General features: G+C 69.8%; 28 protein-coding genes. 12 read left to right on the top strand and 16 right to left on the bottom strand.

All coding sequences use genetic code 11. The features are described 5' to 3' along the window. Positions 1–31: 31 nt before the first annotated feature. The 5 genes from ACFRFC_RS23130 to ACFRFC_RS23150 form a co-directional block, all read right to left on the bottom strand. Positions 32–310, bottom strand: a complete 279-nt coding sequence (locus tag ACFRFC_RS23130) for a SelT/SelW/SelH family protein (RefSeq protein WP_382690435.1) — start codon at positions 308–310, stop codon at positions 32–34. Beyond that, positions 307–1,227, bottom strand: a complete 921-nt coding sequence (locus tag ACFRFC_RS23135; RefSeq protein ID WP_382690436.1) for a HipA family kinase — start codon at positions 1,225–1,227, stop codon at positions 307–309. Before ACFRFC_RS23135 ends, ACFRFC_RS23130 begins: the two co-directional genes overlap by 4 nt. A gap of 108 nt (positions 1,228–1,335) precedes the next feature. Then, on the bottom strand, positions 1,336–1,695 hold the full coding sequence (locus ACFRFC_RS23140; protein WP_382690438.1) for a hypothetical protein: 360 nt from the start codon (positions 1,693–1,695) through the stop codon (positions 1,336–1,338). A gap of 244 nt (positions 1,696–1,939) precedes the next feature. Then, the gene (locus ACFRFC_RS23145; RefSeq protein ID WP_382690440.1) at positions 1,940–2,572 is read right to left on the bottom strand and encodes a hypothetical protein; all 633 of its coding nucleotides are present in this window, start codon (positions 2,570–2,572) and stop codon (positions 1,940–1,942) included. After that, complete coding sequence (locus ACFRFC_RS23150; RefSeq protein ID WP_382690442.1) at positions 2,557–3,027, bottom strand: hypothetical protein; 471 nt, start codon at positions 3,025–3,027, stop codon at positions 2,557–2,559. The genes ACFRFC_RS23145 and ACFRFC_RS23150 overlap by 16 nt, the downstream gene beginning before the upstream one ends. Before the next feature lie 614 nt (positions 3,028–3,641). On the opposite strand from ACFRFC_RS23150, the gene ACFRFC_RS23155 reads away from it, so the two are divergent. Further along, on the top strand, positions 3,642–5,930 hold the full coding sequence (locus tag ACFRFC_RS23155) for a glycosyl hydrolase family 18 protein (protein WP_382690620.1): 2,289 nt from the start codon (positions 3,642–3,644) through the stop codon (positions 5,928–5,930). Positions 5,931–6,040: 110 nt separating this feature from the next. Here ACFRFC_RS23155 and ACFRFC_RS23160 read toward each other — a convergent pair whose 3' ends face one another. Both ACFRFC_RS23160 and ACFRFC_RS23165 read right to left on the bottom strand, forming a co-directional pair. Beyond that, positions 6,041–6,586 (bottom strand): hypothetical protein, encoded by a 546-nt coding sequence (locus tag ACFRFC_RS23160; RefSeq protein WP_382690444.1) that lies wholly within the window; start codon positions 6,584–6,586, stop codon positions 6,041–6,043. An 82-nt stretch (positions 6,587–6,668) separates the two neighbouring features. Further along, a complete protein-coding gene (locus ACFRFC_RS23165) occupies positions 6,669–8,294 on the bottom strand; it encodes an IucA/IucC family protein (RefSeq protein WP_382690446.1) in 1,626 nt (541 codons plus the stop codon). Positions 8,295–8,460: 166 nt separating this feature from the next. Between ACFRFC_RS23165 and ACFRFC_RS23170 the strand changes: the two genes are divergently transcribed. From ACFRFC_RS23170 to ACFRFC_RS23180, 3 genes are all read left to right on the top strand, one after another. After that, a complete protein-coding gene (locus tag ACFRFC_RS23170) occupies positions 8,461–9,987 on the top strand; it encodes an IucA/IucC family protein (RefSeq protein ID WP_382690448.1) in 1,527 nt (508 codons plus the stop codon). Positions 9,988–10,080: 93 nt separating this feature from the next. Next, positions 10,081–11,382, top strand: coding sequence for a VWA domain-containing protein (locus ACFRFC_RS23175; protein ID WP_382690450.1), 1,302 nt, complete (start codon positions 10,081–10,083; stop codon positions 11,380–11,382). An 8-nt stretch (positions 11,383–11,390) separates the two neighbouring features. Then, entirely contained in the window at positions 11,391–12,239 is an 849-nt protein-coding gene (locus tag ACFRFC_RS23180) for a hypothetical protein (protein ID WP_382690622.1), read from the top strand. 53 nt (positions 12,240–12,292) lie between these two features. Here the strand turns inward: ACFRFC_RS23180 and ACFRFC_RS23185 are convergent, their stop codons facing one another. Beyond that, the gene (locus tag ACFRFC_RS23185; RefSeq protein ID WP_382690452.1) at positions 12,293–12,967 is read right to left on the bottom strand and encodes a winged helix-turn-helix transcriptional regulator; all 675 of its coding nucleotides are present in this window, start codon (positions 12,965–12,967) and stop codon (positions 12,293–12,295) included. A gap of 135 nt (positions 12,968–13,102) precedes the next feature. Here ACFRFC_RS23185 and ACFRFC_RS23190 point away from each other — a divergent pair, with 135 nt between their 5' ends. Then, the gene (locus ACFRFC_RS23190) at positions 13,103–14,311 is read left to right on the top strand and encodes a pyridoxal phosphate-dependent aminotransferase (protein WP_382690454.1); all 1,209 of its coding nucleotides are present in this window, start codon (positions 13,103–13,105) and stop codon (positions 14,309–14,311) included. 16 nt (positions 14,312–14,327) lie between these two features. Here the strand turns inward: ACFRFC_RS23190 and ACFRFC_RS23195 are convergent, their stop codons facing one another. Together ACFRFC_RS23195 and ACFRFC_RS23200 are read right to left on the bottom strand one after the other, a co-directional pair. Continuing rightward, complete coding sequence (locus ACFRFC_RS23195) at positions 14,328–15,134, bottom strand: RICIN domain-containing protein (RefSeq protein WP_382690456.1); 807 nt, start codon at positions 15,132–15,134, stop codon at positions 14,328–14,330. A 69-nt stretch (positions 15,135–15,203) separates the two neighbouring features. Next, positions 15,204–15,650: an ATP-binding protein gene (locus ACFRFC_RS23200; protein ID WP_382690624.1), complete on the bottom strand. Its 447-nt coding sequence runs from the start codon at positions 15,648–15,650 to the stop codon at positions 15,204–15,206. Between the two features lie 148 nt (positions 15,651–15,798). Here ACFRFC_RS23200 and ACFRFC_RS23205 point away from each other — a divergent pair, with 148 nt between their 5' ends. The 4 genes from ACFRFC_RS23205 to ACFRFC_RS23220 all read left to right on the top strand — a co-directional run bounded on the left by ACFRFC_RS23205 (position 15,799) and on the right by ACFRFC_RS23220 (position 18,553). After that, positions 15,799–16,638: a Scr1 family TA system antitoxin-like transcriptional regulator gene (locus ACFRFC_RS23205; RefSeq protein ID WP_382690458.1), complete on the top strand. Its 840-nt coding sequence runs from the start codon at positions 15,799–15,801 to the stop codon at positions 16,636–16,638. After that, positions 16,638–16,823, top strand: coding sequence for a DUF397 domain-containing protein (locus ACFRFC_RS23210; protein ID WP_382690460.1), 186 nt, complete (start codon positions 16,638–16,640; stop codon positions 16,821–16,823). The genes ACFRFC_RS23205 and ACFRFC_RS23210 overlap by 1 nt, the downstream gene beginning before the upstream one ends. Positions 16,824–16,966: 143 nt before the next feature. Beyond that, entirely contained in the window at positions 16,967–17,965 is a 999-nt protein-coding gene (locus ACFRFC_RS23215) for an RNA polymerase subunit sigma-70 (protein WP_382690462.1), read from the top strand. A gap of 111 nt (positions 17,966–18,076) precedes the next feature. Next, entirely contained in the window at positions 18,077–18,553 is a 477-nt protein-coding gene (locus ACFRFC_RS23220) for a DUF6069 family protein (protein ID WP_382690464.1), read from the top strand. A gap of 5 nt (positions 18,554–18,558) precedes the next feature. On the opposite strand, the gene ACFRFC_RS23225 is transcribed toward ACFRFC_RS23220, so the two are convergent. From ACFRFC_RS23225 to ACFRFC_RS23250, 6 genes are all read right to left on the bottom strand, one after another. Further along, on the bottom strand, positions 18,559–19,221 hold the full coding sequence (locus ACFRFC_RS23225) for a class I SAM-dependent methyltransferase (protein WP_382690626.1): 663 nt from the start codon (positions 19,219–19,221) through the stop codon (positions 18,559–18,561). An 89-nt stretch (positions 19,222–19,310) separates the two neighbouring features. Then, positions 19,311–19,793 carry a hypothetical protein gene (locus ACFRFC_RS23230; RefSeq protein WP_382690466.1) on the bottom strand — a complete coding sequence of 161 codons (483 nt, stop codon included), beginning with the start codon at positions 19,791–19,793 and terminating at the stop codon, positions 19,311–19,313. Positions 19,794–19,881: 88 nt separating this feature from the next. After that, positions 19,882–20,355 carry a Scr1 family TA system antitoxin-like transcriptional regulator gene (locus ACFRFC_RS23235; protein ID WP_382690628.1) on the bottom strand — a complete coding sequence of 158 codons (474 nt, stop codon included), beginning with the start codon at positions 20,353–20,355 and terminating at the stop codon, positions 19,882–19,884. Next, positions 20,356–20,751 (bottom strand): helix-turn-helix domain-containing protein, encoded by a 396-nt coding sequence (locus tag ACFRFC_RS23240; protein ID WP_382690468.1) that lies wholly within the window; start codon positions 20,749–20,751, stop codon positions 20,356–20,358. Further along, on the bottom strand, positions 20,735–21,259 hold the full coding sequence (locus tag ACFRFC_RS23245) for a DUF6879 family protein (RefSeq protein WP_382690470.1): 525 nt from the start codon (positions 21,257–21,259) through the stop codon (positions 20,735–20,737). Before ACFRFC_RS23245 ends, ACFRFC_RS23240 begins: the two co-directional genes overlap by 17 nt. Then, on the bottom strand, positions 21,243–21,452 hold the full coding sequence (locus tag ACFRFC_RS23250; RefSeq protein WP_382690472.1) for a hypothetical protein: 210 nt from the start codon (positions 21,450–21,452) through the stop codon (positions 21,243–21,245). The genes ACFRFC_RS23245 and ACFRFC_RS23250 overlap by 17 nt, the downstream gene beginning before the upstream one ends. Positions 21,453–21,677: 225 nt before the next feature. Here ACFRFC_RS23250 and ACFRFC_RS23255 point away from each other — a divergent pair, with 225 nt between their 5' ends. The 3 genes from ACFRFC_RS23255 to ACFRFC_RS23265 all read left to right on the top strand — a co-directional run bounded on the left by ACFRFC_RS23255 (position 21,678) and on the right by ACFRFC_RS23265 (position 23,436). Continuing rightward, positions 21,678–22,277: a histidine phosphatase family protein gene (locus ACFRFC_RS23255; protein WP_382690474.1), complete on the top strand. Its 600-nt coding sequence runs from the start codon at positions 21,678–21,680 to the stop codon at positions 22,275–22,277. A gap of 63 nt (positions 22,278–22,340) precedes the next feature. Next, a complete protein-coding gene (locus ACFRFC_RS23260) occupies positions 22,341–22,961 on the top strand; it encodes a hypothetical protein (RefSeq protein ID WP_382690476.1) in 621 nt (206 codons plus the stop codon). 52 nt (positions 22,962–23,013) lie between these two features. After that, on the top strand, positions 23,014–23,436 hold the full coding sequence (locus ACFRFC_RS23265) for an acyl-CoA thioesterase (RefSeq protein WP_382690478.1): 423 nt from the start codon (positions 23,014–23,016) through the stop codon (positions 23,434–23,436). Positions 23,437–23,516 lie beyond the last annotated feature (80 nt).

Raw genomic sequence — 23,516 nt, forward strand, 5'->3', positions numbered from 1 at the left:
GGCCGCACAGGCCGGCTCACCCCTCGCCGGCTCACGCCTCGCCGCCCCTGTCCGAGTGCCCCAGGGAACGCCCCGGGGCCACCCGGTCACGCACCAGCCTCTTCACCGCCGTGGGCTCGGGAAACCCCTGCTCACGGCGGTCCCACACCACCTCATCGGCCACCCGGACCACGAACACACCGCCGGTGCCGGGCCTGAGCGCCAGCTCGGTCAGCTCGGTCTCGAAGGTGGTGAGCAGTTCCTGTGCCAGCCAGGCGGCGCGCGGCAGCCAGCGGCACTGGGTGCAGTACTCGATCTCCACACGGCTCATCGCGGACGCACCGCCCCTTTCTCTTCCTCATCGGTCGGTGGTTCCCCGTGCAGATCGGGAACCCGTTTCAGCCACTGCGGGCGCCCCCGCTGGGTGCGCGCGGCCCGCTGGACCTCTTCGGCGGCGATCTCCTCCCGGGTCGGGAAGCCGGTGGGCAGCCACTGCGCGGAGGCCCGCACGCGCGCGTGCAGGAAGGCGACGTACGCCTCCCTGGCGGCGTCCGGCGTCGCGAACCCCGGCTCGTCCGCCAGCCAGCCGTCCGGCACCTCCGCGACGATCCGCCGCAACAGCCCCTCGGTCACCTTCGGCGCCAGCTCGGCGTCGGCGGCCCGCAGGTCCGGGGCGTAGCGACCGAGGGCGTGATGCCGGAAGTCGTACCGCTTGGCGGGGTCGGTGCCGTCCCAGCGGTGGTGGAAGACCAGGGCGGCGCCATGGTCGATCAGCCACAGCCGCGGCGGTACGGTGCCGAGGGTCGGCCAGATCATCAGGTTGGAGCTGTGGATCGTACGGTCCACGTTCACGGTGAGCGCGTCCAGCCAGACGATCCGGCCCGCCTCCCGCGACCCGACCCGAAACGTCTCGGCCACCTCGGGGGTGAAGTCCCGGGCGCCCGGCAGCAGGTCCATGCCGAGATTGACGCCCGCGCTGGCGCGGTGCAGCTGCCGCACCTCCTGGTGTACCTCGTGCGCGGCGATCACCGGATCGAAGCGCACCAGCACCAGCTCGGGAAACCGCAGCCCGAGCGCCCGCGCCAGCTCCCCCACGATCACCTCGGCGACCAGCGCTTTACGCCCCTGCGCGGAGCCGGTGAACTTCACGACATAGGTGCCGAGGTCATCGGCCTCCACGACGCCGGGGACGGAGCCGCCGGAGCGCAGGGGTTCGATGTAGCGGGTGGCGGTGACCTCTCTCAGCATTTCCCCAGGCTATACGGGGCTACCGGCACGGCCCCGGTCGGCGGGGTCCCGGCGGCGGCCGGCGTGAGTGCCTCCTGGTTTCTCGTCAGGAGGCACTCACCTCGTGGCTCAGGTTCCTGCGACACCCCGTCGGGCGTGCCGGAGCCGGCAGCGACGCGCGCCCCGCAGCAGCAGGCCGAGGACCAGTGTGTTGACAAGGGCGGCGATGACGGCGCCGAGGACCGAGAGCACGACGAGCATGCCGTTTTCGCTGATCCCGAGAGCCTCGGCTGCGGGTATCAGGGCGACGCTCACGAAGGCCATCAGGGCGAACACCACCGGCGAGAGCACCACGCTGGACGGCAGTGTGAGGACCACCAAGGCACCGGACAAGGCGCTGACGCCGTCGGGGTCGGCCAGCGCGGTGGCGAGGGCGGCTGCGCTCACTGTCGAGACGTAGGCGAGGCGTATCCGGTTCTTTCTCTGCACTTTCTTCTCCTGTTGCTACGGAGGGTGTTCAGACTTGGTACTGACGATCTTCTTCAGGTTCGCTCCAAGTTTGGCCCAGTGGTAGGAGGCGGCTATCGAGTTGATCCACGCTGGAACGAACCACGCGATCCCGCCGGTGTGTCCTCGGATCTCCAACGGTGTCGGCCGGCTAGCCGTCGCCGTATCTGCTGCGGGCCGGGAGCGGCCCTCCCCCGGGGGCCGCTCCCGGCCGTCTTCGCTCGCCCTACCAGCCGGTCAGGTCGACCAGGAGATCGCAGTGGGGGTCGCCGGGGGACGGCCGCTGGTACTGCTCTTCCCCGAGGAGGCTGGGGATGGAGGCAATCAGCGCGGTGGACAGGTCGTCGAGGCGGATGTCGACGCCGATGACGCCGGGGCGCTCGGGGCGCTGCACGTACAGACGCAAGGTGGCGTGACCCAGGATCAGGAAGCCGATCAGGAACGGGTTCTCATCTTCACCGGAGTCGGACAGGGCGCGCAGGACGGTGAGCGCCTCGCCCTCTTCGGGTTCCGGGTCGGGGGTGATCTCCGCGGGGCGGAGGCGGATGACGGTCATGCCCATGGCCTCGCCGATGTCGCCACTGCCGTAGAACTGGGCGTCGGCCAGGACGGTGCGCAGGATGCCGGGAATGTAGTAGGGGGCGACGCTGTCGTGGGGGATCTCGTAGAGGAAGGTCGCACCGCCTCCGCCGTCCCGGCCGTCTCCGGTCTCCACGGCGACGCGGACGGCGCCGGGGGCGGGCAGGACTCCACGCAGGCGCCACCCTTCGGCGAAGGGCGCGTGGAGGTGGTACAGCAGCAGGCGGGTGACAGACGCCTGCTGCTCTCGGTCCTCGGGGTCGGTCACTGGTTCATCCATGCGGGACACTTGTTGTTCGACTGGTTGCGGCAGAAGGCGTTGACGACGCCGATCTTCTGTCCCTGACCGGCGTCGTACTTGCCATCCTTGGTCTTGCGCGTGTATTGGACGATCACGACGAACTTGACCTTGCTGCGGCCTGTCTTGACCGCGACGCCGTCGTACTCCAGCCGACCGTGCCCGTCATTGCGGTCGACCTTGTCCTTGAGGGCCGCGTTGAGGATCGCGCACTTCTTGATGTTGTGCCGGTGGGTGAAGTGGTTCCAGCCGAGCTTCGGGTTCCCGTAGCGGGTGATGATCTTGCGCCCGTCCTTGTCGGTGGACGTGCAGCGGGCTCTCTTGTCGAACGAGTCCTGTTGCGCCGGAAGGGGCACGGCCTGCGCGGCCGGCGAGGTCCCGGACAGAAGAGCTGCGGTGGTCAGAGCGGTGACTGCCAACGAAATGGGCTTCTTCACGGCGCGATCATGACACGCATCCCAAACCGCACACAGCACCCTTCCAGAACATACTCACCAAGACCCAACAGAAGCCATAGAAGGGATCATATGAGGGTTCCGTTGCCGGTGGAGAAGCCGCGATTGCCACTCCGCACGACCGCCGTGAACGCCGGCCGGCTGTCCGGCCCGCTGTCCGGCCGAGGGATACAAGCGCGCACACCGACCAAGCGTGACGGCCGTCGGCCGCCCCGGGCCGCGCCAGGTCAAGGGACCCTAAAATCAACGGAATTGGTCTAGCCCATTTCTGGGTCGCCCGCCAGGGGTGGGAGGCCGGCGCGGCGAGAAGGGCACGGTATTGGTGTAGTCCAATCCCGCACGGCCCTCATTGACGTGTGTACGACAACTGGTTTCTCTGGTCGGCACTGGTCAGCACTGCCCCAGCACACGTGTCCGACGCCGGTCTCGGCGTCTCGGGCAGGTGCGCGTCATGCGACCGTCCCGTCATCGGGCGTCGCCGCACGGACACGCGACGCGGGATGCCGTCCCGCCTCCCTACCCCAAGGAGAGCCGTGTTCAGCAGATCCGGATCCAGAGCCCAAGCCAGAACCAGAACCAGAACCAGAACCAGAACCATCAGATTCTTGGCACCGCCGAGGCGGCGGCTGCTCGCCGCGCTCACCGCGCTCGTCCTCGCCCTGGGTGGGCTCATCGGCGTCGCCACGCCGTCCCAGGCGGCGGGCGCCCTGACCGCCTCGTTCACCAGTTCCGACAATGGCCCCTGGTGGCGCGGGACGCTCGTCGTCCGCAACAACAGCGCCGCGCCGGTGACCGGCTGGACCCTGGAGTTCGACCTCCCGGCCGGGGTCACCATCAGCCAGCACTACAACGGGACCGCGACAGTGAACGGCTCCCATGTCACCGTCACCAACGCCCACTACAACGCCACCGTCCCGGCGAACGGCAGCACCGAGCCGTACAGCTACTGGTTCGTCGCCACCGGCCCCATCACCGCGCCGACCGGCTGTCTGATCAACGGGGACAAGTGCGACGGCAGCCCCGCCGTACCGCCCGCCGCCCCGACCGGGGTGGCCGTGACCGGCACCACGGCCCGGACGGTGAGCCTGAAGTGGAACGCCTCCACCCGAGGTGACTTCCCCGTGGCCGGATACGAGGTGCTGCGCGGCGACACCGTCGTGGCCGCCACCGCCACCACCTCCGCCACCGTGAACAACCTGACCCCGGCGACCGGCTACAGCTTCACCGTCCGCGCCAAGGACACCCGGGGCAACCTCGGCACACCGAGCGCGCCCATCACCGCCACCACCGTCGACCCGGCGACCGACCCCGTCCCCCCGACCGCCCCCGGCGCCCTGCGATCCACCGCCGTCACCTCCAGCACCGTCGCCCTGGCCTGGAACGCGTCGACCGACAACAACGCCGTCGCCGCCTACGACGTCTACCAGGGCACCACCCTGGTCGCCACCGTCCCGGCGGACACCCTGACCACCACGGTCACCGGACTGTCCCCCGCCACCAGCTACGGATTCACCGTCAAGGCGCGGGACGCCGCCGACAACGCCTCCCCGGCGAGCAACACCCTCACGGTCACCACGCACGAAGCCGTCGGCAACGGCGGTTACGCGACCGTCGGTTACTTCGTCCAATGGGGCATCTACGGCCGCCAGTACAACGTCAAGAACCTGGACACCTCCGGCGCCGCCGCCAAACTGGACGTGATCAACTACGCCTTCGGCAATATCGACCCCGTCAACCTCACCTGCCTCAACGGCGTGGTCAAGGGTGTCTCCGGCAACCCCCAGGACCCCAACGAGGGCGATGGGGCGGGCGACGCCGAGGCCGACTACGGCCGTGCCTTCCCCGCCTCCCAGTCCGTGGACGGCGTGGCCGACGACGGCTGGGGCAAGCTGCGCGGCAACTTCAACCAGCTCAAGAAGCTCAAGGAGAAGTATCCGCACCTGAAGATCGTCATCTCGCTCGGCGGATGGACGTTCTCCAAGTACTTCTCCGATGTCGCCGCGACCCAGGCCTCGCGCGAGAAGTTCGTGAAGTCCTGTGTGGACATGTACATCAAGGGCGATCTGCCGCTGTACAACGGCGCCGGAGGACCGGGTGCCGCCGCCGGGATCTTCGACGGGATCGACCTGGACTGGGAGTGGCCCGGCTCCCCGGACGGTCACCCCGGCAACCACTGGAGCACCGCCGACAAGGCCAACAACACCGCCCTGATCGCGGAGTTCCGCAAGCAGCTCGACGCGCTCGGCGGCGACCACAAGCTGCTCACCGCGTTCACCCCGGCCGACCCGGAGAAGATCGACGCCGGCTGGGACATCTCGAAGATCTTCGACGATCTGGACTACGCCAACGTCCAGGGCTACGACTTCCACGGCGCGGGCAGCGACAACTCCTGGGAGCCCGGCCGCACCGGCCACCAGGCCAACCTCTACACCGACGCCCAGTCGCCCTACCCGAACGACTTCAGCATCGACAGTGCCGTGAAGGCATACACCGACGCGGGGGTCAGTCCACGCAAGCTCACCATCGGCTTCCCCTTCTACGGCAGAGGCTGGAAGGAGGTCGCCGACGGCGGCGTCAGCGGCGAGTGGCAGACCGCGAACGGCGCGGCCCCAGGCCAGTTCGCGGAGGAGGCCGGTACTCGCGGCTACCAGAATCTGATCACCAGCTATCCCGGCATGACCGTCGTCCATGACGCCCAGTCGATCTCCACCTATGGATACACGGGCAACAATGGCACCTGGTGGTCCTTCGACGACACCTGGTCGATCGGGAAGAAGACGGAGTACATCAAATCGAAGGGGTTGCTGGGCGGCATGGTCTGGGAGATGTCCGGTGACACCCCGACCGGCACCCTGATGAACGCCCTGGACGCCGGACTCCAATAACGCCCCCGGCCGGTAGAGAGGAACACTCGCTCAGCCCGTGCGCGGAGTGCGGGCTGAGCACCCGGGGCGTAGCGCACTTGCCCAGGAGGCCGACCTCCGGTCGAGCGTGCTCAGTGCGTCAGAAAGAGCTTGAAGGCGATGATCAGCAGGCCCAGCAGCAGGTTGACCGACGCGGTGGTGACCATCAGCCGCCGGGACGCGCCCGCCCGGTGTGCGGCGGCCACCGACCAGCCCACCTGCCCGGCCACCGCGACGGACAGCGCCAGCCAGAGGGCGCCCAGCACATCGAGGCCCAGGAGGGAGCTGACTGCCACGGCAAGGGCCGGGGGGACGGCGGCGTTGACGATCGGCCACTCTTCCCGGCACACCCGGAGCACGACATGACGGTTCAGCGCCTGTTGCGCCAGGCGGGCCCCGAACAGCTGGGCATGCACATGCGCGACCCAGAACACGCCGCCGGTGAGCAGCAGCAGGAGCACCAGCTCGGCGCGGGGGAACTCGCCCAGGGAACCGGCGCCGATCACCACGGAGGCCGCGAGCATGGATCCGTACACGCCGCCCGTGTAATCCGCCCGCTTGCGGCGCTCGGCCGGACGGGTCCTCGTTCTGGGCACCGATGACTCCCTCCCCCGCTCAGCCCCCGCCGCTCCCCTCATCGCAGCGGATGCACGCGCCCCGCGCCTCACCCGCCACGGGGGAAGATGTCACCGGTGACGCTCGGCTGTCAGCCCCCGACCGTCAGCCCTCGGACGGCGGATCCGCCAACCGGTCCGCCAGCGGATTCACCGGCAGGTCCGCCAGCGGATTCGCCAGCGCGCGGTACCGCGCGTCCGCCCCGTCCGCCCGTGTCCAGCGCAGCAGCAGATTGGTCTTGGCCGGGAGGGTGGGCGCGGCCAGCAGGGCGGGGATCTCCGGGAGGGCGTGGCGGGCCAGCTCGCGCCGGAGCGCGGGCCACGGGGTGAAACCGGGGTGGCGTTCGGCGAGCGCGCCCGCGACCTCCAGCAGATGGTTCACCACCAGGCAGTACACCAGCCGCTCCCACCCGGCCGCCCGCCCCACGTCCGCGACCAGCTTGACGCCCTCGGCGTCCCGGAACAGCGCCCGTACGGGCGTGCCGTCCGGCGCGCAGACGATCACCGCGTTCTGGAGGTGGGCCTCCAGGACCACTCCGTGCGCGGCGAAGGCCGTCAGCGCGGGCGGCACCACCTGGGCCAGATACGCCTCCCACCAGCGCCCGGGATCGGTGGCCCCGGCGAGCGGACTGCCCTCGAAGCCCTCCACCAGACCGGCGGCGAGATACGCCGTCCCGCCGGGCGGGAGCTGCCCGCGCAGTCCGTCCCGGGTCATGACGGCGAGTTCCTCGAAGGCGAAGTCGGCGGTCCGGTAGCCCCGGTCGCTGAGCCAGCCGCCGCCGGATCGCTCCAGCGCCCGGGTCGCCGCCGCGTCCGTGCGGCGCAGTTTCAGCAGGTCGTGGCGCCACAGCCGCCGTACGTCGTTGGTGATGCGCACGTCCAGGCTGAACTTCAGGAACAGATCCGCCCCGGGCTCGTACACCGTACGGATCGCGGCCGTCGGCCAGACCGGCGAGGGAGTGGTCCCCAGGCGGATCAGCCTGCCGTCCGCGAACGCTGCGGCGAGCCGGTCGCCGAGCAGGGCGAGCTGCCAGGGGTGGGCCGGGAGCAGCCGGTAGCCGGGCGGGGCCGTCCCGAGGGCGTCCAGCGCCGTCGTGTCGCCCTCCTCCACCACCGCGTCCTCGCGTAGACCCAGCAACGTCAGAGGGAAGCGGGCGTACGCCTCGGGCGCGTACGGCAGCCAGCCGGACGGCGGGCCGCCGCCGCGTGCCTTCGGCGCCGGGTGGTGGGGGTGACCGGTGACCAGGGACTGCTCGGAGAGCAGGTAGGGGTCGGCGGGGGGTACGGCACGCGCGCGGGCGGCGAGCAGCGCGGCCAGCGTCTCGCGGCTGTCGCGCATCTCGGCGGGCAGTTCGTGGTTGGCCAGACCGGTGAGCCGGGTCAGCTCCTCGCCGACCAGTTCGACCAGCCCCGTGAACCCGAGGGCCGTCCAGCGGTCGGAGGCCCGTACCTCCGGCTCGGCGGGCCGCCGCGTGCCGCGCACCCGCAGGAGGCGGCCGGTGCCGGGCAGACGGTACGTCGGACGGGCGAGGTCCCCGACCCCGACCCCCTCCCCGACCCCCACCGGGGGCCGTACCGGCTCCGCCACCTCCCGCAGCAGACAGTTCAGCAGCGGCGCGGCAGCGTAGGCGTCGGCCAGGCCGCCGATGTCGGCGTCGACGTCGTTGTCGGCGTCGGTGTCGGCCGGGGCGGCGGCGCCGGTGGGTGGGGGGATGAGGTCCACGCGTTCCACTCGTTCCCTACGGTTCATTCGGGCGGGGACGATCAGTATCTCTCGCGGATCCGATCGGGACCGCCCCGTTCGTACCGCTCTCGTACCACTCTCGTACCGCTCTCCTACCGCTCTCCTACCGCCCTTGTACCGCTCTCGTACCACTCCTACCGAAGGTAGACCCCCCGTGTATCCACCCCCCGCAGCCGACACCGAGGTCGCCGGTGAGCTGGCCGCCGTCCGTCCCGGACTCCTTCCCGGGTTCGCGGCCGGACTGCCCGGCGCCCGCGCGGCCGTACTGACCCGGCTGTGGCGTGCCCTGACCCATGAGCCGCTGCCCTGGATCGAGCGCGTCGAGCACCTCCAGCACCTCGAAGGGGGGCCGTCACCCGACACCGTCACCCTGCGCCTGCGCGACGGACGCCGACTGCACGGCCCCGTCCCCGACCCGTACGCCACCGACGCCTACGTCACCGTCGTCCACCTCGACGCGCGCCCGTACGACGATCCGGCCCAGCTGATGGCCGCCCTCGGCGTCCCGCACGGCTCCGGCCTCGCCGCCGAACTCGCCCACAGCGTCGCCTCACTGGCCCTGTCCCGCGCCGCGCAGGAGCCGGAGCAGGGGGCGCCCCCGACCCGGGAGTGGGAGTGGGAGTGGGAACAGCGGATCGTCGACGGGCACCCGTACCACCCCAACTGCCGGTCCCGCCCCGGCTTCTCGGTGGCCGAGCAGCTCGCGTACGCGCCCGAGCACCGCCCGCTGGTGCGGCTGGGGCTGGTGCCGGTCCCGGCGGACGGGTGCCTGGTCGCGGGCGACTGGCCCGGCGGCCTGCGGGACGGCGGCAAGGTGCTGATCCCGGTCCACCCCTGGCAGGCGGCCCATGTCCTCAAGCGCCCCTTCGACCGGGAGCTGGGCGCCCACCCGCTGATGTCCCTGCGCACACTCGCCCTCCCCGGCGGACCGCACGTCAAGACCGCGCTCAGCGCCCGGCTGACCTCCTCCGTACGGGACATCTCGGTGCCGTCGGTGACCTCGTCGGCGCTGCTGTCGGCGTTCGCGGAACGGCTGGCCGCCCGCCTGGACGGCCTCCTGCACCTCACCCGCACCCTGGGCGCGGTGACCGACGGCACACCCGAACTGGCCGCCGTCCTACGGGAGTCACCGCAGGTGTACGCGGGAAGGGGCGAGCGGGTCGTCCCGGTGGCGGCGCTGCCCCTGACCGGCCTCACCCAATCCCCCGCCTGGCTCACGGACTTCGCGCGTCTCACGCTCACCGTCGGCCTGCGGCTGCTGGAACTGGGCGTCGCCCTGGAGGCCCACGGCCAGAACCTCCTCGTCGTCCTCTCCCCCACCGACGCCCCGCTCCGCCTGGTCTACCGGGACCTCGCCGACATCCGGGTCAGCCCGGCCCGGCTGGCCCGGCACGGCATCGAGGTCCCGCCGGAGCTGCCCGTCCGCATCATGACGGACGATCACGACGCCCTGCGCCGCAAGCTGTTCGGCTCTCTGGTGGCGGGCACGCTGGCCGCGACGGCGGGCTCCGGCACCGCGCTGGGGGCGGCGCTCGAACCCGTCGTACGGGAGTTGCCGCGCACCGCCGACACCGCCGCGCTGCGGGAGGCGCCGATCCCCGCGAAGGCGCTGACGCTGATGCGGCTGACGCCGGAGCGGCAGGGGGACCTCTGGGCGGAGCTGCCGAATCCTTTGCTCTAGCCCCCGCCACATTGCCTTGACATGACCCGGCGTCAACCCCACACCCCACCCACCGTTTTGGAGCCGCGCACCTGGGATCAATAAGATCCGCCGATGATCACAAGACAACGGCCGGCGGTGGGCGTGTGCGTCCTGCTCGCCGCGCTGCTGGCCGGGCTGACGTTCCCGTCCACGGCGCTGGCCGACGAAACGGACGAGACCACGGCCACCGCGCCCAAGGTCAATCTGGTGCTGGACGTCAGCGGTTCCATGCAGGAGCGGGACATCGACGGACAGTCCCGGATGGCCGCGGCGAAGCAGGCGTTCAACGAGGTGCTGGACGCCACGCCCGAGGATGTCCAGCTCGGCATCCGCACCCTGGGCTCCGACTACCCCGGCGACGACAAGCAGCGCGGCTGCGAGGACACCGCGCAGCTCTATCCGGTCGGCCCGCTGGACCGGACCGAGGCGAAGACGGCGGTGGCGACCCTCGCGCCGACCGGCTGGACCCCGATCGGACCCGCGCTGCTCGCCGCCGCCGACGACTTCGAGACCGGCACCGACGGGACCGGCGCCGACACCGGCTCGAAGCGGATCGTGCTGATCAGCGACGGCGAGGACACCTGCGCCCCGCTGGACCCGTGCGAGGTGGCCCGGGAGATCGCGGCCAAGGGCATCGGCCTGACCATCGACACCCTCGGCCTGGTGCCCAACACCAAGATGCGGCAGCAGCTCAGCTGTATCGCGGAGGCGACCGGCGGCACGTACACCTCGATCGAGCACACCGACGAACTCACCGACCGGGTGAACCAGTTGGTGGAGCGGGCGGCCGATCCCGTGGTGACCCCGGTGGCCGTGGCGGGCGCCGACCGCTGCGCCGAGGCGCCCGCGCTGGAGTCGGGCCTGTACACCGACCGCCAGGACTTCGGGCAGGCCCGCTGGTACCGGGTGGATGTCGAGCCCGGCCAGGAGCTGCGCGCCTCGGTGAGCGTGGCGGCGGACAGGGCGGTGAACCCCGATTACGGGGTGCTGCTGCGGGCGGTCACGGCCTCGGGCCGGGAGATCGTGCGCGGCGAGGCGGCCGGGACGGGCCGTACGGATGTCATCTCGACGGGCCTGCGCTACCCGAAGGCGGAGAGCGACGACGACGGCGATGAGACGGCCCCGGCGGAGACGGTCTGTCTCCAGGTCACCAGTTCCTTCACGGCGGCTGGCGGGGTGCAGACCACGCCGGGGCTGCCGCTGGAGCTGACGGTCGACGTGGTGGACGGGCCGTCACCGGCGACCGACGTGGCCGCGTTCGGCCTCGGGCGCGGCTGGTGGCTGCTGGCCGCGCTGATACTGACCGGTTTCGTCGCGGGTCTGCTGTGGGGCTGGATCTCCCGGTGGCGGGTCGCGGTCTGGAGGACGAGCTGATGACGCGTATGCGTAGCGCACGGGTGCCGAGCGGGCAGAGGGTTCCGCGGGTGCAGAGGGTTCCGCGGGTGCTGAAGGTCCTGACCGGCGCCCTGCTGGCCCTCGGCCTGGCGGCGGCCCCGGCGGCGGCCGACACCACCCCCTCCGCGACCCCCGCCGAGGACTCGGGGACAGGACCGACCACGGCGGGCACGTCCTTCCGCACGGCGACCGAACTCGACCAAGGCGAGACCGGCACCGCCGACGCCTCCGCGGGCGACTACCTGTACTGGTCCTTCCCGGCCGACTCGGGTCAGCGCCCGACCGTCACGGCGACGGTGAAGCTGCCCGGGTCGCATGCCGCCCAGACCTGGCAGATCGATGTGTACGACGGTCTGCGGCGCCGTCAGGCGTGCCAGTACGGGGCGCAGACCCGGACCGCGGCGGCGGGTGCGGCCTCCGTGGAGCTGGCGTGCGTGCTGCGGACGGTCCGGGCCTGGTCCGAGCCGTGGGCCGATGACCCGCTGCCGGGCACGTACTACGTCCGGCTCACCGCGCTGGGCGTGCCGACGGCCGATCTCGGGCTGCCGGTGAGCACCGAGGTGCGGGTCGACGCCAAGGACATCGGGGGTGCGGCGGCGGTGGACGGTTCGCTGGCGGAGCCGCTGGTGCCGGGCGTGGCGGTCGCCGTCGAGCAGTCCGAGGAGGACTCGACGGCAGGGGCCGTGCTGTCGGCGATCGAGCCGGAGGACGGCTGGGCGTCGGGCTGGTGGTCCGACAGATGGGTGTGGACCGCGATCGGGGGCGCGCTGGCGGCGCTCGCGGGGATCGGCGGCTACGCCCTGACCCGGGGTTCGGGACGCCCGCCCAGGCCCTGAGACACCGTCATGGACGGCAGAAGGCCCGCCCAGGTGCGGGCCTTCTGCCGTTCTCACACCCTCCCCGCCTCCCGCAACACCTTCGCGAGGGTCCCCTCCCCCGTGACGTCGATCCGCCCGTCCCGTACGGCGTCGGCGACGCTCAGTTGCCCGCGCGCGATGGCCGTCCCGGTGAGCGTGTCCAGCTCCAGCAGGGCGTCGGGTTCGACGGGCGCGGCCCCGTACCCGTACATGGCCCCATCGCCACCCCCACTCCCACCCCCATCGCCATCGCCATCGCGATCCCGCCCGGCGTACACATGAAAGACCCCCTCCTCCAGCCGCACCTCCACCAGCCCCTCCCCCTCCAGGGCCCGCAGCAGCGGCAGGGCGAACCAGTGCGCGCGGACGGCATCGGTGGCCCGCCGCTCCCCCAACTCCCCTTCCCCCCACTCCCCCAGCGCTTGGAGCACCGGCAGCAGGCGGCGCCCGCGCGGGGTGAGTTCATAGACGTACGCGGCTCCCGGCGGCGGCAGTCTGCGTCGCTCCGCCAGCCCGTCCCGTTCCATGTCCCGCAGCCGGGAGGCGAGGACGTCGGTGCTCACGCCGGGCAGGTCCGCGTGCAGGTCCGTGTAGCGGCGCGGACCGGCGAGCAGTTCCCGGACGATCAGCAGGGTCCAGCGGTCGCCGACGGCGTCCAGCGCGCGGGCTGCGGAACAGTACTGGTCGTAGCTACGGCGTGGTGACATGGGACGCAGTCTAGACATGTAGTTGGACTTTCCAAGCTGCCACTTGGTAAAACCAAGCATCACGCACAACCAAGCATCACGTAAAACCAGGCATCACAAGTTCCGGAAGTTCGGAAGTTCCCGGAGGGTCGTCGCATGGAGTTCCGGCAGTCGAGCAAGCTAAGCGAGGTCTGTTACGAGATCCGTGGCCCGGTGATAGAGCAGGCCAACGCGCTGGAGGAGGCGGGCCACAGCGTGCTGCGCCTCAACACCGGCAATCCGGCGCTCTTCGGTTTCGAGGCGCCGGAGGAGATCGTCCAGGACATGATCCGGATGCTGCCGCAGGCCCACGGTTACACGGACTCGCGCGGCATCCTCTCCGCCCGCCGCGCGGTCGCCCAGCGCTATCAGACGCTCGGCCTGGAGGTGGACGTCGAGGACGTGTTCCTGGGCAACGGTGTCTCGGAGCTGGTCTCGATGGCCGTACAGGCGCTGCTGGAGGACGGCGACGAGGTACTGATCCCGGCGCCGGACTTCCCCCTCTGGACCGCGGTGACGACCCTCGCGGGCGGCAAGGCGGTGCACTACCTCTGCGACGAGCAGGCGGAGTGGTATCCGGACCTGGACGACATGGCGGCCAGGATCACCGACCGCACCAGGGCCGTGGTCATCATCAACCCCAACAACCCCACGGGCGCGGTGTACCCCAAGGAGATCGTGGAGGGCATCCTCGACCTGGCCCGCCGCCATGGCCTGATGGTCTTCGCGGACGAGATCTACGACCAGATCCTGTACGACGACGCGGTGCACCACTCGGCAGCCGCGCTGGCCCCGGACCTGGTGGTCCTGACCTTCTGCGGCCTCTCCAAGACCTACCGGGTGGCAGGCTTCCGCTCAGGCTGGCTCCTGGTGACGGGCCCGCGCCAGCACGCGAAGAACTACCTGGAGGGCCTGACCATGCTGGCCTCCATGCGGCTGTGCCCCAACGCGCCCGCCCAGTACGCCATCCAGGCCGCGCTCGGCGGACGCCAGTCCATCACCGACCTGACCGCACCGGGCGGCCGGCTCCACGAGCAGCGAAACGTGGCCTGGGAGCGGCTGAACGAGATCCCGGGCGTGTCCTGCGTGAAGCCCAAGGGCGCGCTGTACGCGTTCCCGCGCATCGACCCGGCGGTCCACAAGATCCACGACGACGAACGATTCGTCCTGGACCTCCTGCTACGCGAAAAGATCCAGGTCGTCCAGGGCACCGGCTTCAACTGGCCCACCCCGGACCACTTCCGCATCCTGACGCTGCCGCACGCGGAGGATCTGGAGGCGGCGATCGGGAGGATCGGGCGGTTCTTGAGCGGGTATCGGCAGTAAGGCTCAGCAGCGGTGCTCAGAGCAGCCATCGCTGATTGGCGCCGCCGTGCCAGTCCCATTGGATGATGGGAACTCCGTCGTCCTTTCCCCAGGCCCAGACGTCGACGGCCTTGCCCGACCCGACGTTGATGATGCCGTAGCCGCCGTCCACCCGGATCGGACGGACGTAGAACAGCTGATTGGCGCCGCCGTGCCAGGGCCACTGAATGATGCGGGCCCCGTTCTCCCTGGACGCCTTCTCCACGTCCAGCACCTTTCCCGAGTGTTCGGCGACGATCCGGAACACGTCCCGGGTGTCGTCGCTGCTCAGCTCTTCGAGGAGGAATCGCTGATTGGGGCCGCCGTGCAGCCCGAACTGGCAGAGCTGCACACCATTTTCGGTGGAGGCCCACGGTACGTCGAGAACCTTCGGCGAGTTCATCGAGGTGATCGGTGCCGCGCCCACCCGGAACCGGCGGCTCTGGCCGTCGGCCGTCTGGACGACCGCGCGTCCTTCGCCGTCTCCGGAGACCCCGATCCGCTTGCCCGAGTGGACGGCCGTGATCAGCCCGTCCGCGACACGGAAGCGCTGGTTGGGGCCGCCGTGCCAGTCCCAGACGATCAGGGGCGCTCCGGCGTCCTGCGACGCCTGCACAACGTCCCACACTTTGCCGTTCGCCCAGTCGGATCTTATGCGGAAGGTGCCGTCGGCAAGAGGCTCCGCCTGCCAATGTGCGGAGTTGAAGCCCTGCAATTCATGCATGGTGATTTCAGAGCCGGACCTCTGGCCGATGACTGTCACGGCCAGCTGGGATTTCCGCTCGATGATGGAGACTCGCATCATCCTTCTCCTTGAACCGAGGAGGCCGGTGAGGCTTGCTGGAGCACACTCCGTTTCAGCATGACACCCGAATCACTTCAGAGCGACTTCGCACCAGACGGTCTTGGTGTAGGGGTCTCCGCAGGTCGTCCCCCAGTGGGTGGACAGCACCTCCACCAGGACCAGCCCCCGCCCGGACTCCGCGTCCGCCGCGACCGGCGGGAGGGTGCCGGGGGTCGGCGGTCGGCGTTCGGGGCGGGCGTCGGTGACTTCGATACGGAGGGTGGGGTCCGCCGGGTAGAGGGTGAGGGTCAGCCGGAACTGGCGCCCTCGGTGCCGACCGTGTGTGATCGCGTTCGCGGCGAGTTCGGCGACGAGCAGCGCGGCTGTGCGGCTGGCCTCGGTGTCCGGGGCCCAGCCCCAGGCGAGGAGCTGCCCGATCGCACAGTGCCGGGCGAAACGGGCGCCACGGGTGGTGGCCGGGAGACGGGTGCTGTAGCGATGGGCTGGCGCCGTCGCGGGGGGAATATCGGCGTTCATGTGACTCAGAGTGGTCATGTGTCTCTACGCTGGCCAGTAACGGCGGCAGTACACAACGTCACTGTCCGGGTCGTGTCCGGGGGCTGCCCGGGCGGCAAGGCGTTACACAGTGCAGCACAGGGAAGTTGGCGCTCGGAAAGGTCAGGGCATGGGTGACAGGGTTGAAACGTCGAAGGTGGCCGATGACGAGGAGTCCCTAGCGGTACTGCGAACGATCGGGCGGTTCATCAAGGCCTTCCGAGAGCGGAGCGGACTCACACAGGCGGAGTTGGGCAAAGCGGTCGGGTACAGCGAGGAGCAGGTGTCGTCCATCGAAAGGGGCAGGCGCGCTCCGAGCGTGAAGTTCCTCATCGAGGCCGACCGGGTGTTAGGAGCGGATGGGCTGATCGCGCGGCTGCAAGAGGATGTCGAGCAGGTTGAGTATCCGCAGACGCTCCGGCATCTGACCAGGTTCGAGGCGGACGCGGTCGAGTCCTATGCCTACACCAACAGCGTCGTCCATGGTCTGCTCCAGACTCCGGAGTACACAAGGGCTCTGTACGCGATGCGGCGCCCCCCGTTCACCGAAGAGGAGATGAAGCGGCTCGTAGCCGCGCGGCTGGCTCGTCAGAAGATGTTCGACCGGCAACCGGAGCCGGTCTTCAGCTTCATTCAGGACGAGGTCACGCTCCGACGCCCGCTCGGGGGCCGGGCGGTGATGCGGACCCAGCTCGAACATCTGTTGGAGATGGGGGAGCGGCGAAATGTGGACATCCAAGTCATGCCGATGGATGTGGAGGAGCATGCCTCAATCGCGGGAGCCATTCGGTTGCTGCGGCTCACCGGAGGGGCCACGGTGGCGTTCCAGGAACTGCCGGTCATCGGCCGCATCTTCACACAGCCGAAGAAGGTACGGCCCCTGGAGATCCGGTACGGCAACGTCCGTGCCCAAGCCCTGGCGCCCCGTGATTCACTGGCGTTTATCGAACAATTGCTGGGAGAGACCTGATGACCAATACCGCGCTGAAGTGGTTCAAGAGCAGCTACAGCGAGAACGAAGTCTCGGACTGCGTAGAGGTCGCCTTCGCCTCCCAGACCATCCACGTTCGCGACTCCAAACGCATAGAGGGCGAACGCCTCGCCTTCGCCTCCGACCACTGGGCCGCGTTTCTCACGTACGCCGCCAATCGCTGACGTACGACTCACAGCTGCCCCCGCATCCGGTTCCGTACCGGGCCGCGGGGGCATCTCTGCCGACCGACCCCGGTGATGAGTTTTCGCGCCCGCAGCCGTCACACCTATGACGGGACACAACGCGGCGGCGGAAGGATGACGTGATGGGTGCGGATACGCGGCTGGAGGAGCTGGGTGTGAGCGGGATGGGCGAGGTCGACGAGCCGGTGTTCTCGGCGCTGGCGGAGCGGCATCGGCGGGAGCTGCACGTGCACTGCTACCGGATGCTCGGGTCGTTCGAGGACGCCGAGGACACCGTGCAGGAGACGTTTCTGCGGGCCTGGCGGCGGCGGGAGACCTTCGAGGGGCGGTCGACGTTCCGGGCCTGGCTGTACCGGATCGCCACCAACGCCTGCCTGGACCTGCTCGCCAGGTGCCGCCCGGAGCCTGCGACCGGCGGCGAGGTGCCGTGGTTGCAGCCGTACCCGGACCGGCTGCTCGACGAGCTGCCCGCGGGCGGCGCGGACGAGCCGGAGGCCGTCGCCGTGGCGCGGGAGACGATCGAGCTGGCGTACCTGATCGCGGTCCAGCACCTCGCGCCGCGCCCGCGGGCCGTGCTGATCCTGCGGGACGTGGTCGGCTGGCCGGCGAAGGACGTCGCAAAGCTCCTCGGGGACTCCGTCAACTCTGTCAATAGCGCGCTCCAGCGGGCCCGCGCCGGCCTGCGCGAGCACCTGCCCGCCGAGCGGCAGGACTGGACCGGCGGCGAACAGGACGCCGGTACGCGCGAGCTGGTGCGCCGCTACACCGACGCCAGCGTGGCCACGGACATCAGCGGCCTCACCGCGCTGCTGCGGGACGACGTCCGCTGCTCGATGCCGCCCACGCCGGGCCTGTACGTCGGCCGCGACGCGGTGGTGAAGGACTGGGCCGAGAGCGGCTTCGAGGGCATGAAGGGCCTGCGCCCCGTCCTCACCTGCGTGAACCGGCAGCCCGCCGTCGCCTTCTACCTCTGGCGCGAGCGGGAGGGCGCGTACCTGCCGCTGACAATCGACGTCCTGCGCGTCACCGGCGGGGCGATCACCGAGATCGTCACGTTCCACGACGACCGGTTCCCGCGGCTCGGGCTGCCGGAGCGCCTGCCGGCGGACGGCACGGAGTAGTGCGGCTGGAGCCGCACGACGGCGGGAGTGCGCGTCCTCACCCCAGGGCCAGGACCGTGACCCGCCGGTCGACACACCCGTACGCCGGTCGCCGACTGACGGAGGAACGACATGAACAGCAGGAGTGACGCCGGTGCCGTCGCGGGCCCGGCAGTGGGCGCGGCCCGCCGCACCCACCGACTCCGCGGGCTCGCCGGCACCGGCTTGGTCGCCACCCTCGCGGCGATGGCGGTCACCACTCTCGCCGCGGCGCTCGCCCGGGCCGTTGGTGTCGACTTCGACGTCCCCGCTGGTGGCGAGACGATCCCGCCGGCCGGGTTCGCCGTGGTGACCGGCTTCTTCTCGGTCGTGGGCATCGTCATCGCCGTCGCTCTTCTTCGCTGGAGCGCTCGCCCCGCCGAGCGGTTCCTGTGGACAGCGGTGTCACTGACCGCGATCTCGATGATCCCGCCCCTCCTCGCCGGGGCGAACACCGCCACCACGACCGCCCTCCTCGGGCTGCACCTCGTTCCGGCGGCGGTGATGATCCCCACCCTCGCGCGGGGCGTGCGCGAGCGGTGCCGTACCGGGCGCGGGGCGTCGCTGTGACGCCTTCAGACCACTACCGCACGACCGATCAGCGTCCCGATGTGCCCTCGCGTCGGCGCCTCCACCACTCGCACTTCCACTTCCCGAAATCCGGCCTTGATCAGGAGGCTCTCCCACTTCCGGAGCGTGTAGCTGTAGCGGTACGTGTACATCGCCTTGCCTGCGAGTCCCCCCTTGTACATTCCCTGCGGTCCGTACGCGCCGGGAATGGCCGGCGGATGGGAGAAGACAAGGACACCGCCGGGGTTCAGCCGCGCCGCGATCAGCGGGAGGAGATTGACCGGATCGGTGAACCAGACGGCACCGAACATCGAGAACACGGCGTCGTACGTCTCGGTCGTCTCGGCCAGGTAGCGAAGCACCTCCGCACACACGAACCGGACCCCCAGGGGGCCCCATCGTTCCGTGGCGTTCGCCACCATGACGGGCGACATGTCGACGCCCGTGGTCTTGATCCCCTGCTGGGCGAGGTACGCGAGGGCACGGCCCGTGCCGCAGCCCACTTCGAGGACGGACTCGGGGGCGCCGAGAAGTTCGGGGCCCGGCCCGTGCCCGGCGTACTGCGTCCAGCGGAAGACGGGGTCCGACTCGTACACATCCTTGCGAACGCTCTCGGCATAGGTGTCCCAGAGTTCACGTTCGGCGTCGATGTCATGGCGTGCGGGCAATGGATCGTCCTTCATCTGCGGGCGGGTACGGCACTGCTGCGCCCCCGGCCCTCGGAATGAGAGCAGGGGCAGAGGGCTGGAGGGTCGGTTCAGTGGCTGTCGGGGACCTTGTCGTCGCACGGCGAGCAGTCGGACGCGTCGGTCGCCCACAGTTCGTCGTCGACGGCGAACCCGCTCGCGCGGATGAGTTCGGCCGTGCGGGCCACCACGCCGTCACGACGCCTGGCGATCAGCGGGGCGTGATGCTTGTACCGGCCGCCGTTGTGGGCGTCGCACAGGGCGAAGTACAGGGGGGTGTCCAGGATGAGTTGATGAACGCCGATGTCCACGGTGTAGCCGACACCCATGTCTCGGCCGGGATTCTCCATCGCGGTGATGACATAGGCGATGCCCTGCCCGAGAATGCGTTCCGCGAGGCTGCGCACGGCCACGCTGTCGCGGAGAAGGAGACGCACCTCCCGCTCCCACAGATCGGGCACGCCCACGTCCGCCACGAGTCGGGGAACGCGTTCTTCCAGCGCGTTCAGGATGGTGCGCGGATCACGGGTCCGCATCTCGACTGCTGTGCTCATCGTGCAAAACCTCCTGCTGTCCCGGAAAAGCCTGGACCTCCTGAGCCCGGTGGTCCGTTGGCAAGCAATGTTCCCGGGAACCTGACGATCACGGTGAGATATGCCCGTTGTGGACTAAAGACCACCGCCTGAATATCCGCGCCCACTGAACCAGCAACTCCCTGGCATTGTCACCGAAAATGGCGTGCGACGCATAGCCGTCGAACCGGGCCACGAGTGATTGAACGTCTTTCGATCCCCTGAACACGGCGGCGCCCAGGTCCGTCTCAATGGTTGCCAAGCGGTCGTCATACACCGTGAACGTGCTCAGTGGAGTGCTGCTGAACTTCCTGTCCATCGGCAGCACTCCGATCCGGACATTCCCCAGTCGCGACACGGAGACCAACCGGTCGATCTGAAGGGCCATGGCATCTGCAGATACGAGTGGATACCTGACGGCTTGCTCGGTCAGGATGAACGTGAAGTGTTTGGACCGGTCGAGCAATACGGCTTGCCGGTCGACTTTCATGCCGACGGCCTTGGCCTGCTGCGTAGGCGGCGTGTCGGCGATGCTCTCCCTGATTTATTCCGGCGTCGCCAACAGGCCCGTGGTCATGGAGAGAAGAAAGTACCGGAATTCTGTGGTGGCTGCCTCGACCCCCGCCAGTTCCAACTGCTTCTTGTCCAGTCCCTTGCGGTGCAGGGCCCTGCGGTCCTGCCACTCCGTCTCGGTCACGCGGGCCAGGGCCATGACCTCGGCCGCAACAGCCGGGGTCGCTCCCAGCCCCCTCAAGATCTGTTCGACATCCACAAGAGACGGACGAACCCTGTTGCCCTCAATACGACTGATCTTGGACTGCGACATATTGCAGCGCACAGCAAGCCGGGCCCCTGAGAGCCCGGCTTGCTTGCGAAGATGTCTGAGCATGGCGGCGAGTTCCAGCCCGGACTGATCGAGCCGATCAGGCTGGATGACCACCGTTCACGTACTCCTCGAAGGACACCGACTCCGCGATTGCGGTGCGCTGGTACTCGATGAAGGGGGAGACGTCTCCTTCGAGTAGCTCGCGGTTGATCTGAGTCCCGTCCGCCTCATAGTTCATGAGGACTACCTCTGTCTGGTCGAACATCCAGAAATCTTGAACCCCCTCAAGGGGATTCGGTCGGTTGGTCACGTCGAGGATGCGAATGTTGTCGCCCGCTTGGACGTGCACCCCGTAGTAGCGACTGAACTCGAACCGCAGATAGTCGGAGAGTGGTCGTGTGACGATGTGCACACGGCCGTTGCGCTTTCCCTCGGCTCGCTGGCGCGAGACGCGTTCGGTGTACGCGGAAGCCAAGTAGGGAGTCAGCACCCGCCCCTCACGGAAGGCGGAGAAAACTTTTGCCTCCTGCGGTACGAGGTACTGCGGAAGGGTTTCGAGCCGCCATGCTTCGTGTGTGATCCCTGCGAAACGGCGACTCCAGTCCTCACCATCCAAGAGCACGTACAGCCTCCCTCAACGTCTCCTCCGGAATCTCCACGAGCCCTTCTCCCGCCGACGGGTTGAACGCGTGGGAAACGTCGCCCTGAACCAAGAACGACCCTGTCGCCGTGCGGTAGACATTCGGGCAGTCCTCTCCTCCGCAGGTGCCGCCGTTTCCGTTGCCGGTAAGCCGGGTCAGTTGCTCACGAGCCATCGTCGAACCCCCATCCATCCGGGGCCGGTCAGCCCCCAGTGACCACGACCGTACGGGGGGTGCCGACCTGGCGTCCATGCAGGTACGCGACTATGCGCGTTGTCGCATAACTCCGTTAACTCCGTCTGGCCGGAGGGTGCGCCGCCGAGCGCCGACGTACGACACCACACGCCCCGCATCCGGTTCCGTACCGGGCCCGGGGCGTCGTCGTCATAGCCTGAACGCATGGGTGATCTCTTTCTCGTACGGCACGGTGAAACCGAGTGGTCGCGGTCCGGGCGGCACACCGGACGCACGGACGTCCCGCTGACCGAGCGGGGGCGGGACGAAGCCCGCGCGGTCGTGCCGCTGATCCGGTCGCACAGGATTGGCGCGGCGTTCGTCAGCCCCTCGCAGCGGGCCCGGGAGACAGCGGAGCTGATCGGGCTGCCGGACGCGCGGCCGGACGCGGATCTCATGGAGTGGGACTACGGGGCCTACGAGGGGGTCACCACGGTCGAGATCCAGCGGGACCGGCCCGGGTGGTTCCTGTTCACGGACGGGGTGGAGCCGGGGCCGCCGGAGCATCCCGGCGAGAGCGTGGAGGAGGTCGGGCGGCGGGCGGACCGGATGCTGGCCAAGGTGGACGCGGCGCTCAGCAATCACGAGGGGTGTGTGGTGCTGGTGGCGCACGGGCACATTCTGCGGGTGCTGACCGCCCGGTGGCTGGCGCTGCCGCCGCAGGACGGGGCGCTGTTCCAGCTGGCGACGGGGGCGGTGTGCAGGCTGGGCCATGAACACGGGCGGCCGGTGATCGCGGGGTGGAATGTCCGACCCGCGACGTAGCCTTCGAAGGGTGAGTTCGGAGGGTTGGTTCGGAGGGCTGGCTCGGAGGGTGAGGAGGGTGCGATGGCCCGACCGGGCAGTGCCGCCCAGCGGCGGGTCATCGACGCGGCCGATCCGGTCACCGGGCGGCTGAAGGGTACGGAGGCGCAGCTCGCGGCGCTGGTCAAGCGGGGGCTCGCCTTCCGGCATCCGCGTGCGCCGCACGATCACTTTCTGACGCCCGCCGGGCATCGGCTACGGGAGGAGCCCGTTGCGGTGGCTGTGGCGGAGGGCGACGCCGGGGTGTTCAGTGCGCGCGTCGGGGGTGAGGAGGAACCGCCGGTCGGCGGGCCCGCGCGGAGCCGCGAGGTGCACAGTGCCTGGCAGGGGCTGCTGGAGCTGCGGCGGATGACCAATCCGGACGGGGCGACGGACCGGCCCTGCGGCTGGGAGCGGAGCAATCTCGTGCGGGCGGCGGCGCTGGCGCTGGAGGCGGCGGGGCATCGGCCGGCGGACGGGACGGAGGAGTCCGGCTACCGGGTCAGGGCCACCCCGCAGCCGGACGCCGTGGCCGTCCATGAGCCGGACCCGGCGGCCCTGCGAGCGTGCGCGGCGACGCTGGAGCGGGCGGGCTGGCAACCGGGCGAGTACACCGAGCCTCGCACCCGGGTGCGCTATCTGCTGGCCTCTCCGCGCCGGGTGTGAGGGGCGTGCCAGGATCGGCGGGCAGAGTCGATGGCTTGGACAAGGAGTTGTGGTGAGCGAAGAGTTCTCGGTGCCGGTGACCGTCCGTGGGTACGAGACCGATGTTCAGGGTCATCTCAATCAGGCCGTCTATCTCAGCTATGCCGAGCACGGGCGGTGGGCGCTGCTGGAGGCGGCCGGGATCCGTCAGCGGGACCTGACGGACAACAGCCTGGGGCCGGTGGTGCTGGAGACGACCATCCGCTACCGGCGGGAGCTGCTCGCGGGTGATGAGGTGACGGTGACCTGCGCGTTCCTGTGGGGTGAGGGCAAGACGTTCAAGGTGGTGCAGCGGATCGTGAAGGCGGACGGCACGCTGGCCGCCGAGGTGGAGGGCCTGAGCGGACTGCTGGACCTGAAGCTGCGCAAGCTGGTCGCGGACCCGGGCGGACGGTTCAAGCAGCTGGCGTCGGAGCCGGGGCTGTTGGGGCTGTAGGCGGCGAATTCGGAGTTCCGGGGCGTGCGTCGTCCGGCACGCCCTTGAGACAGGCGCCCGGGGCCCCGCTCTGGTCCGGG

The organism is Streptomyces sp. NPDC056734, from assembly GCF_042790455.1.
GTDB lineage: Bacteria > Actinomycetota > Actinomycetes > Streptomycetales > Streptomycetaceae > Streptomyces.

Coding starts and splice junctions, on each gene's coding strand:
- ACFRFC_RS23130 (WP_382690435.1), bottom strand. CDS start 310: ATGAGCCGTGTGGAGATCGAGTACTGCACCCAGTGCCGCTGGCTGCCG.
- ACFRFC_RS23215 (WP_382690462.1), top strand. CDS start 16,967: ATGGGTGCGGATACGCGGCTGGAGGAGCTGGGTGTGAGCGGGATGGGC.
- ACFRFC_RS23175 (WP_382690450.1), top strand. CDS start 10,081: ATGATCACAAGACAACGGCCGGCGGTGGGCGTGTGCGTCCTGCTCGCC.
- ACFRFC_RS23255 (WP_382690474.1), top strand. CDS start 21,678: ATGGGTGATCTCTTTCTCGTACGGCACGGTGAAACCGAGTGGTCGCGG.
- ACFRFC_RS23210 (WP_382690460.1), top strand. CDS start 16,638: ATGACCAATACCGCGCTGAAGTGGTTCAAGAGCAGCTACAGCGAGAAC.
- ACFRFC_RS23230 (WP_382690466.1), bottom strand. CDS start 19,793: ATGAGCACAGCAGTCGAGATGCGGACCCGTGATCCGCGCACCATCCTG.
- ACFRFC_RS23185 (WP_382690452.1), bottom strand. CDS start 12,967: ATGTCACCACGCCGTAGCTACGACCAGTACTGTTCCGCAGCCCGCGCG.
- ACFRFC_RS23260 (WP_382690476.1), top strand. CDS start 22,341: ATGGCCCGACCGGGCAGTGCCGCCCAGCGGCGGGTCATCGACGCGGCC.
- ACFRFC_RS23135 (WP_382690436.1), bottom strand. CDS start 1,227: ATGCTGAGAGAGGTCACCGCCACCCGCTACATCGAACCCCTGCGCTCC.
- ACFRFC_RS23250 (WP_382690472.1), bottom strand. CDS start 21,452: ATGGCTCGTGAGCAACTGACCCGGCTTACCGGCAACGGAAACGGCGGC.
- ACFRFC_RS23160 (WP_382690444.1), bottom strand. CDS start 6,586: ATGAGGGGAGCGGCGGGGGCTGAGCGGGGGAGGGAGTCATCGGTGCCC.
- ACFRFC_RS23195 (WP_382690456.1), bottom strand. CDS start 15,134: ATGATGCGAGTCTCCATCATCGAGCGGAAATCCCAGCTGGCCGTGACA.
- ACFRFC_RS23180 (WP_382690622.1), top strand. CDS start 11,391: ATGCGTAGCGCACGGGTGCCGAGCGGGCAGAGGGTTCCGCGGGTGCAG.
- ACFRFC_RS23220 (WP_382690464.1), top strand. CDS start 18,077: ATGAACAGCAGGAGTGACGCCGGTGCCGTCGCGGGCCCGGCAGTGGGC.
- ACFRFC_RS23190 (WP_382690454.1), top strand. CDS start 13,103: ATGGAGTTCCGGCAGTCGAGCAAGCTAAGCGAGGTCTGTTACGAGATC.
- ACFRFC_RS23145 (WP_382690440.1), bottom strand. CDS start 2,572: ATGGATGAACCAGTGACCGACCCCGAGGACCGAGAGCAGCAGGCGTCT.
- ACFRFC_RS23200 (WP_382690624.1), bottom strand. CDS start 15,650: ATGAACGCCGATATTCCCCCCGCGACGGCGCCAGCCCATCGCTACAGC.
- ACFRFC_RS23205 (WP_382690458.1), top strand. CDS start 15,799: ATGGGTGACAGGGTTGAAACGTCGAAGGTGGCCGATGACGAGGAGTCC.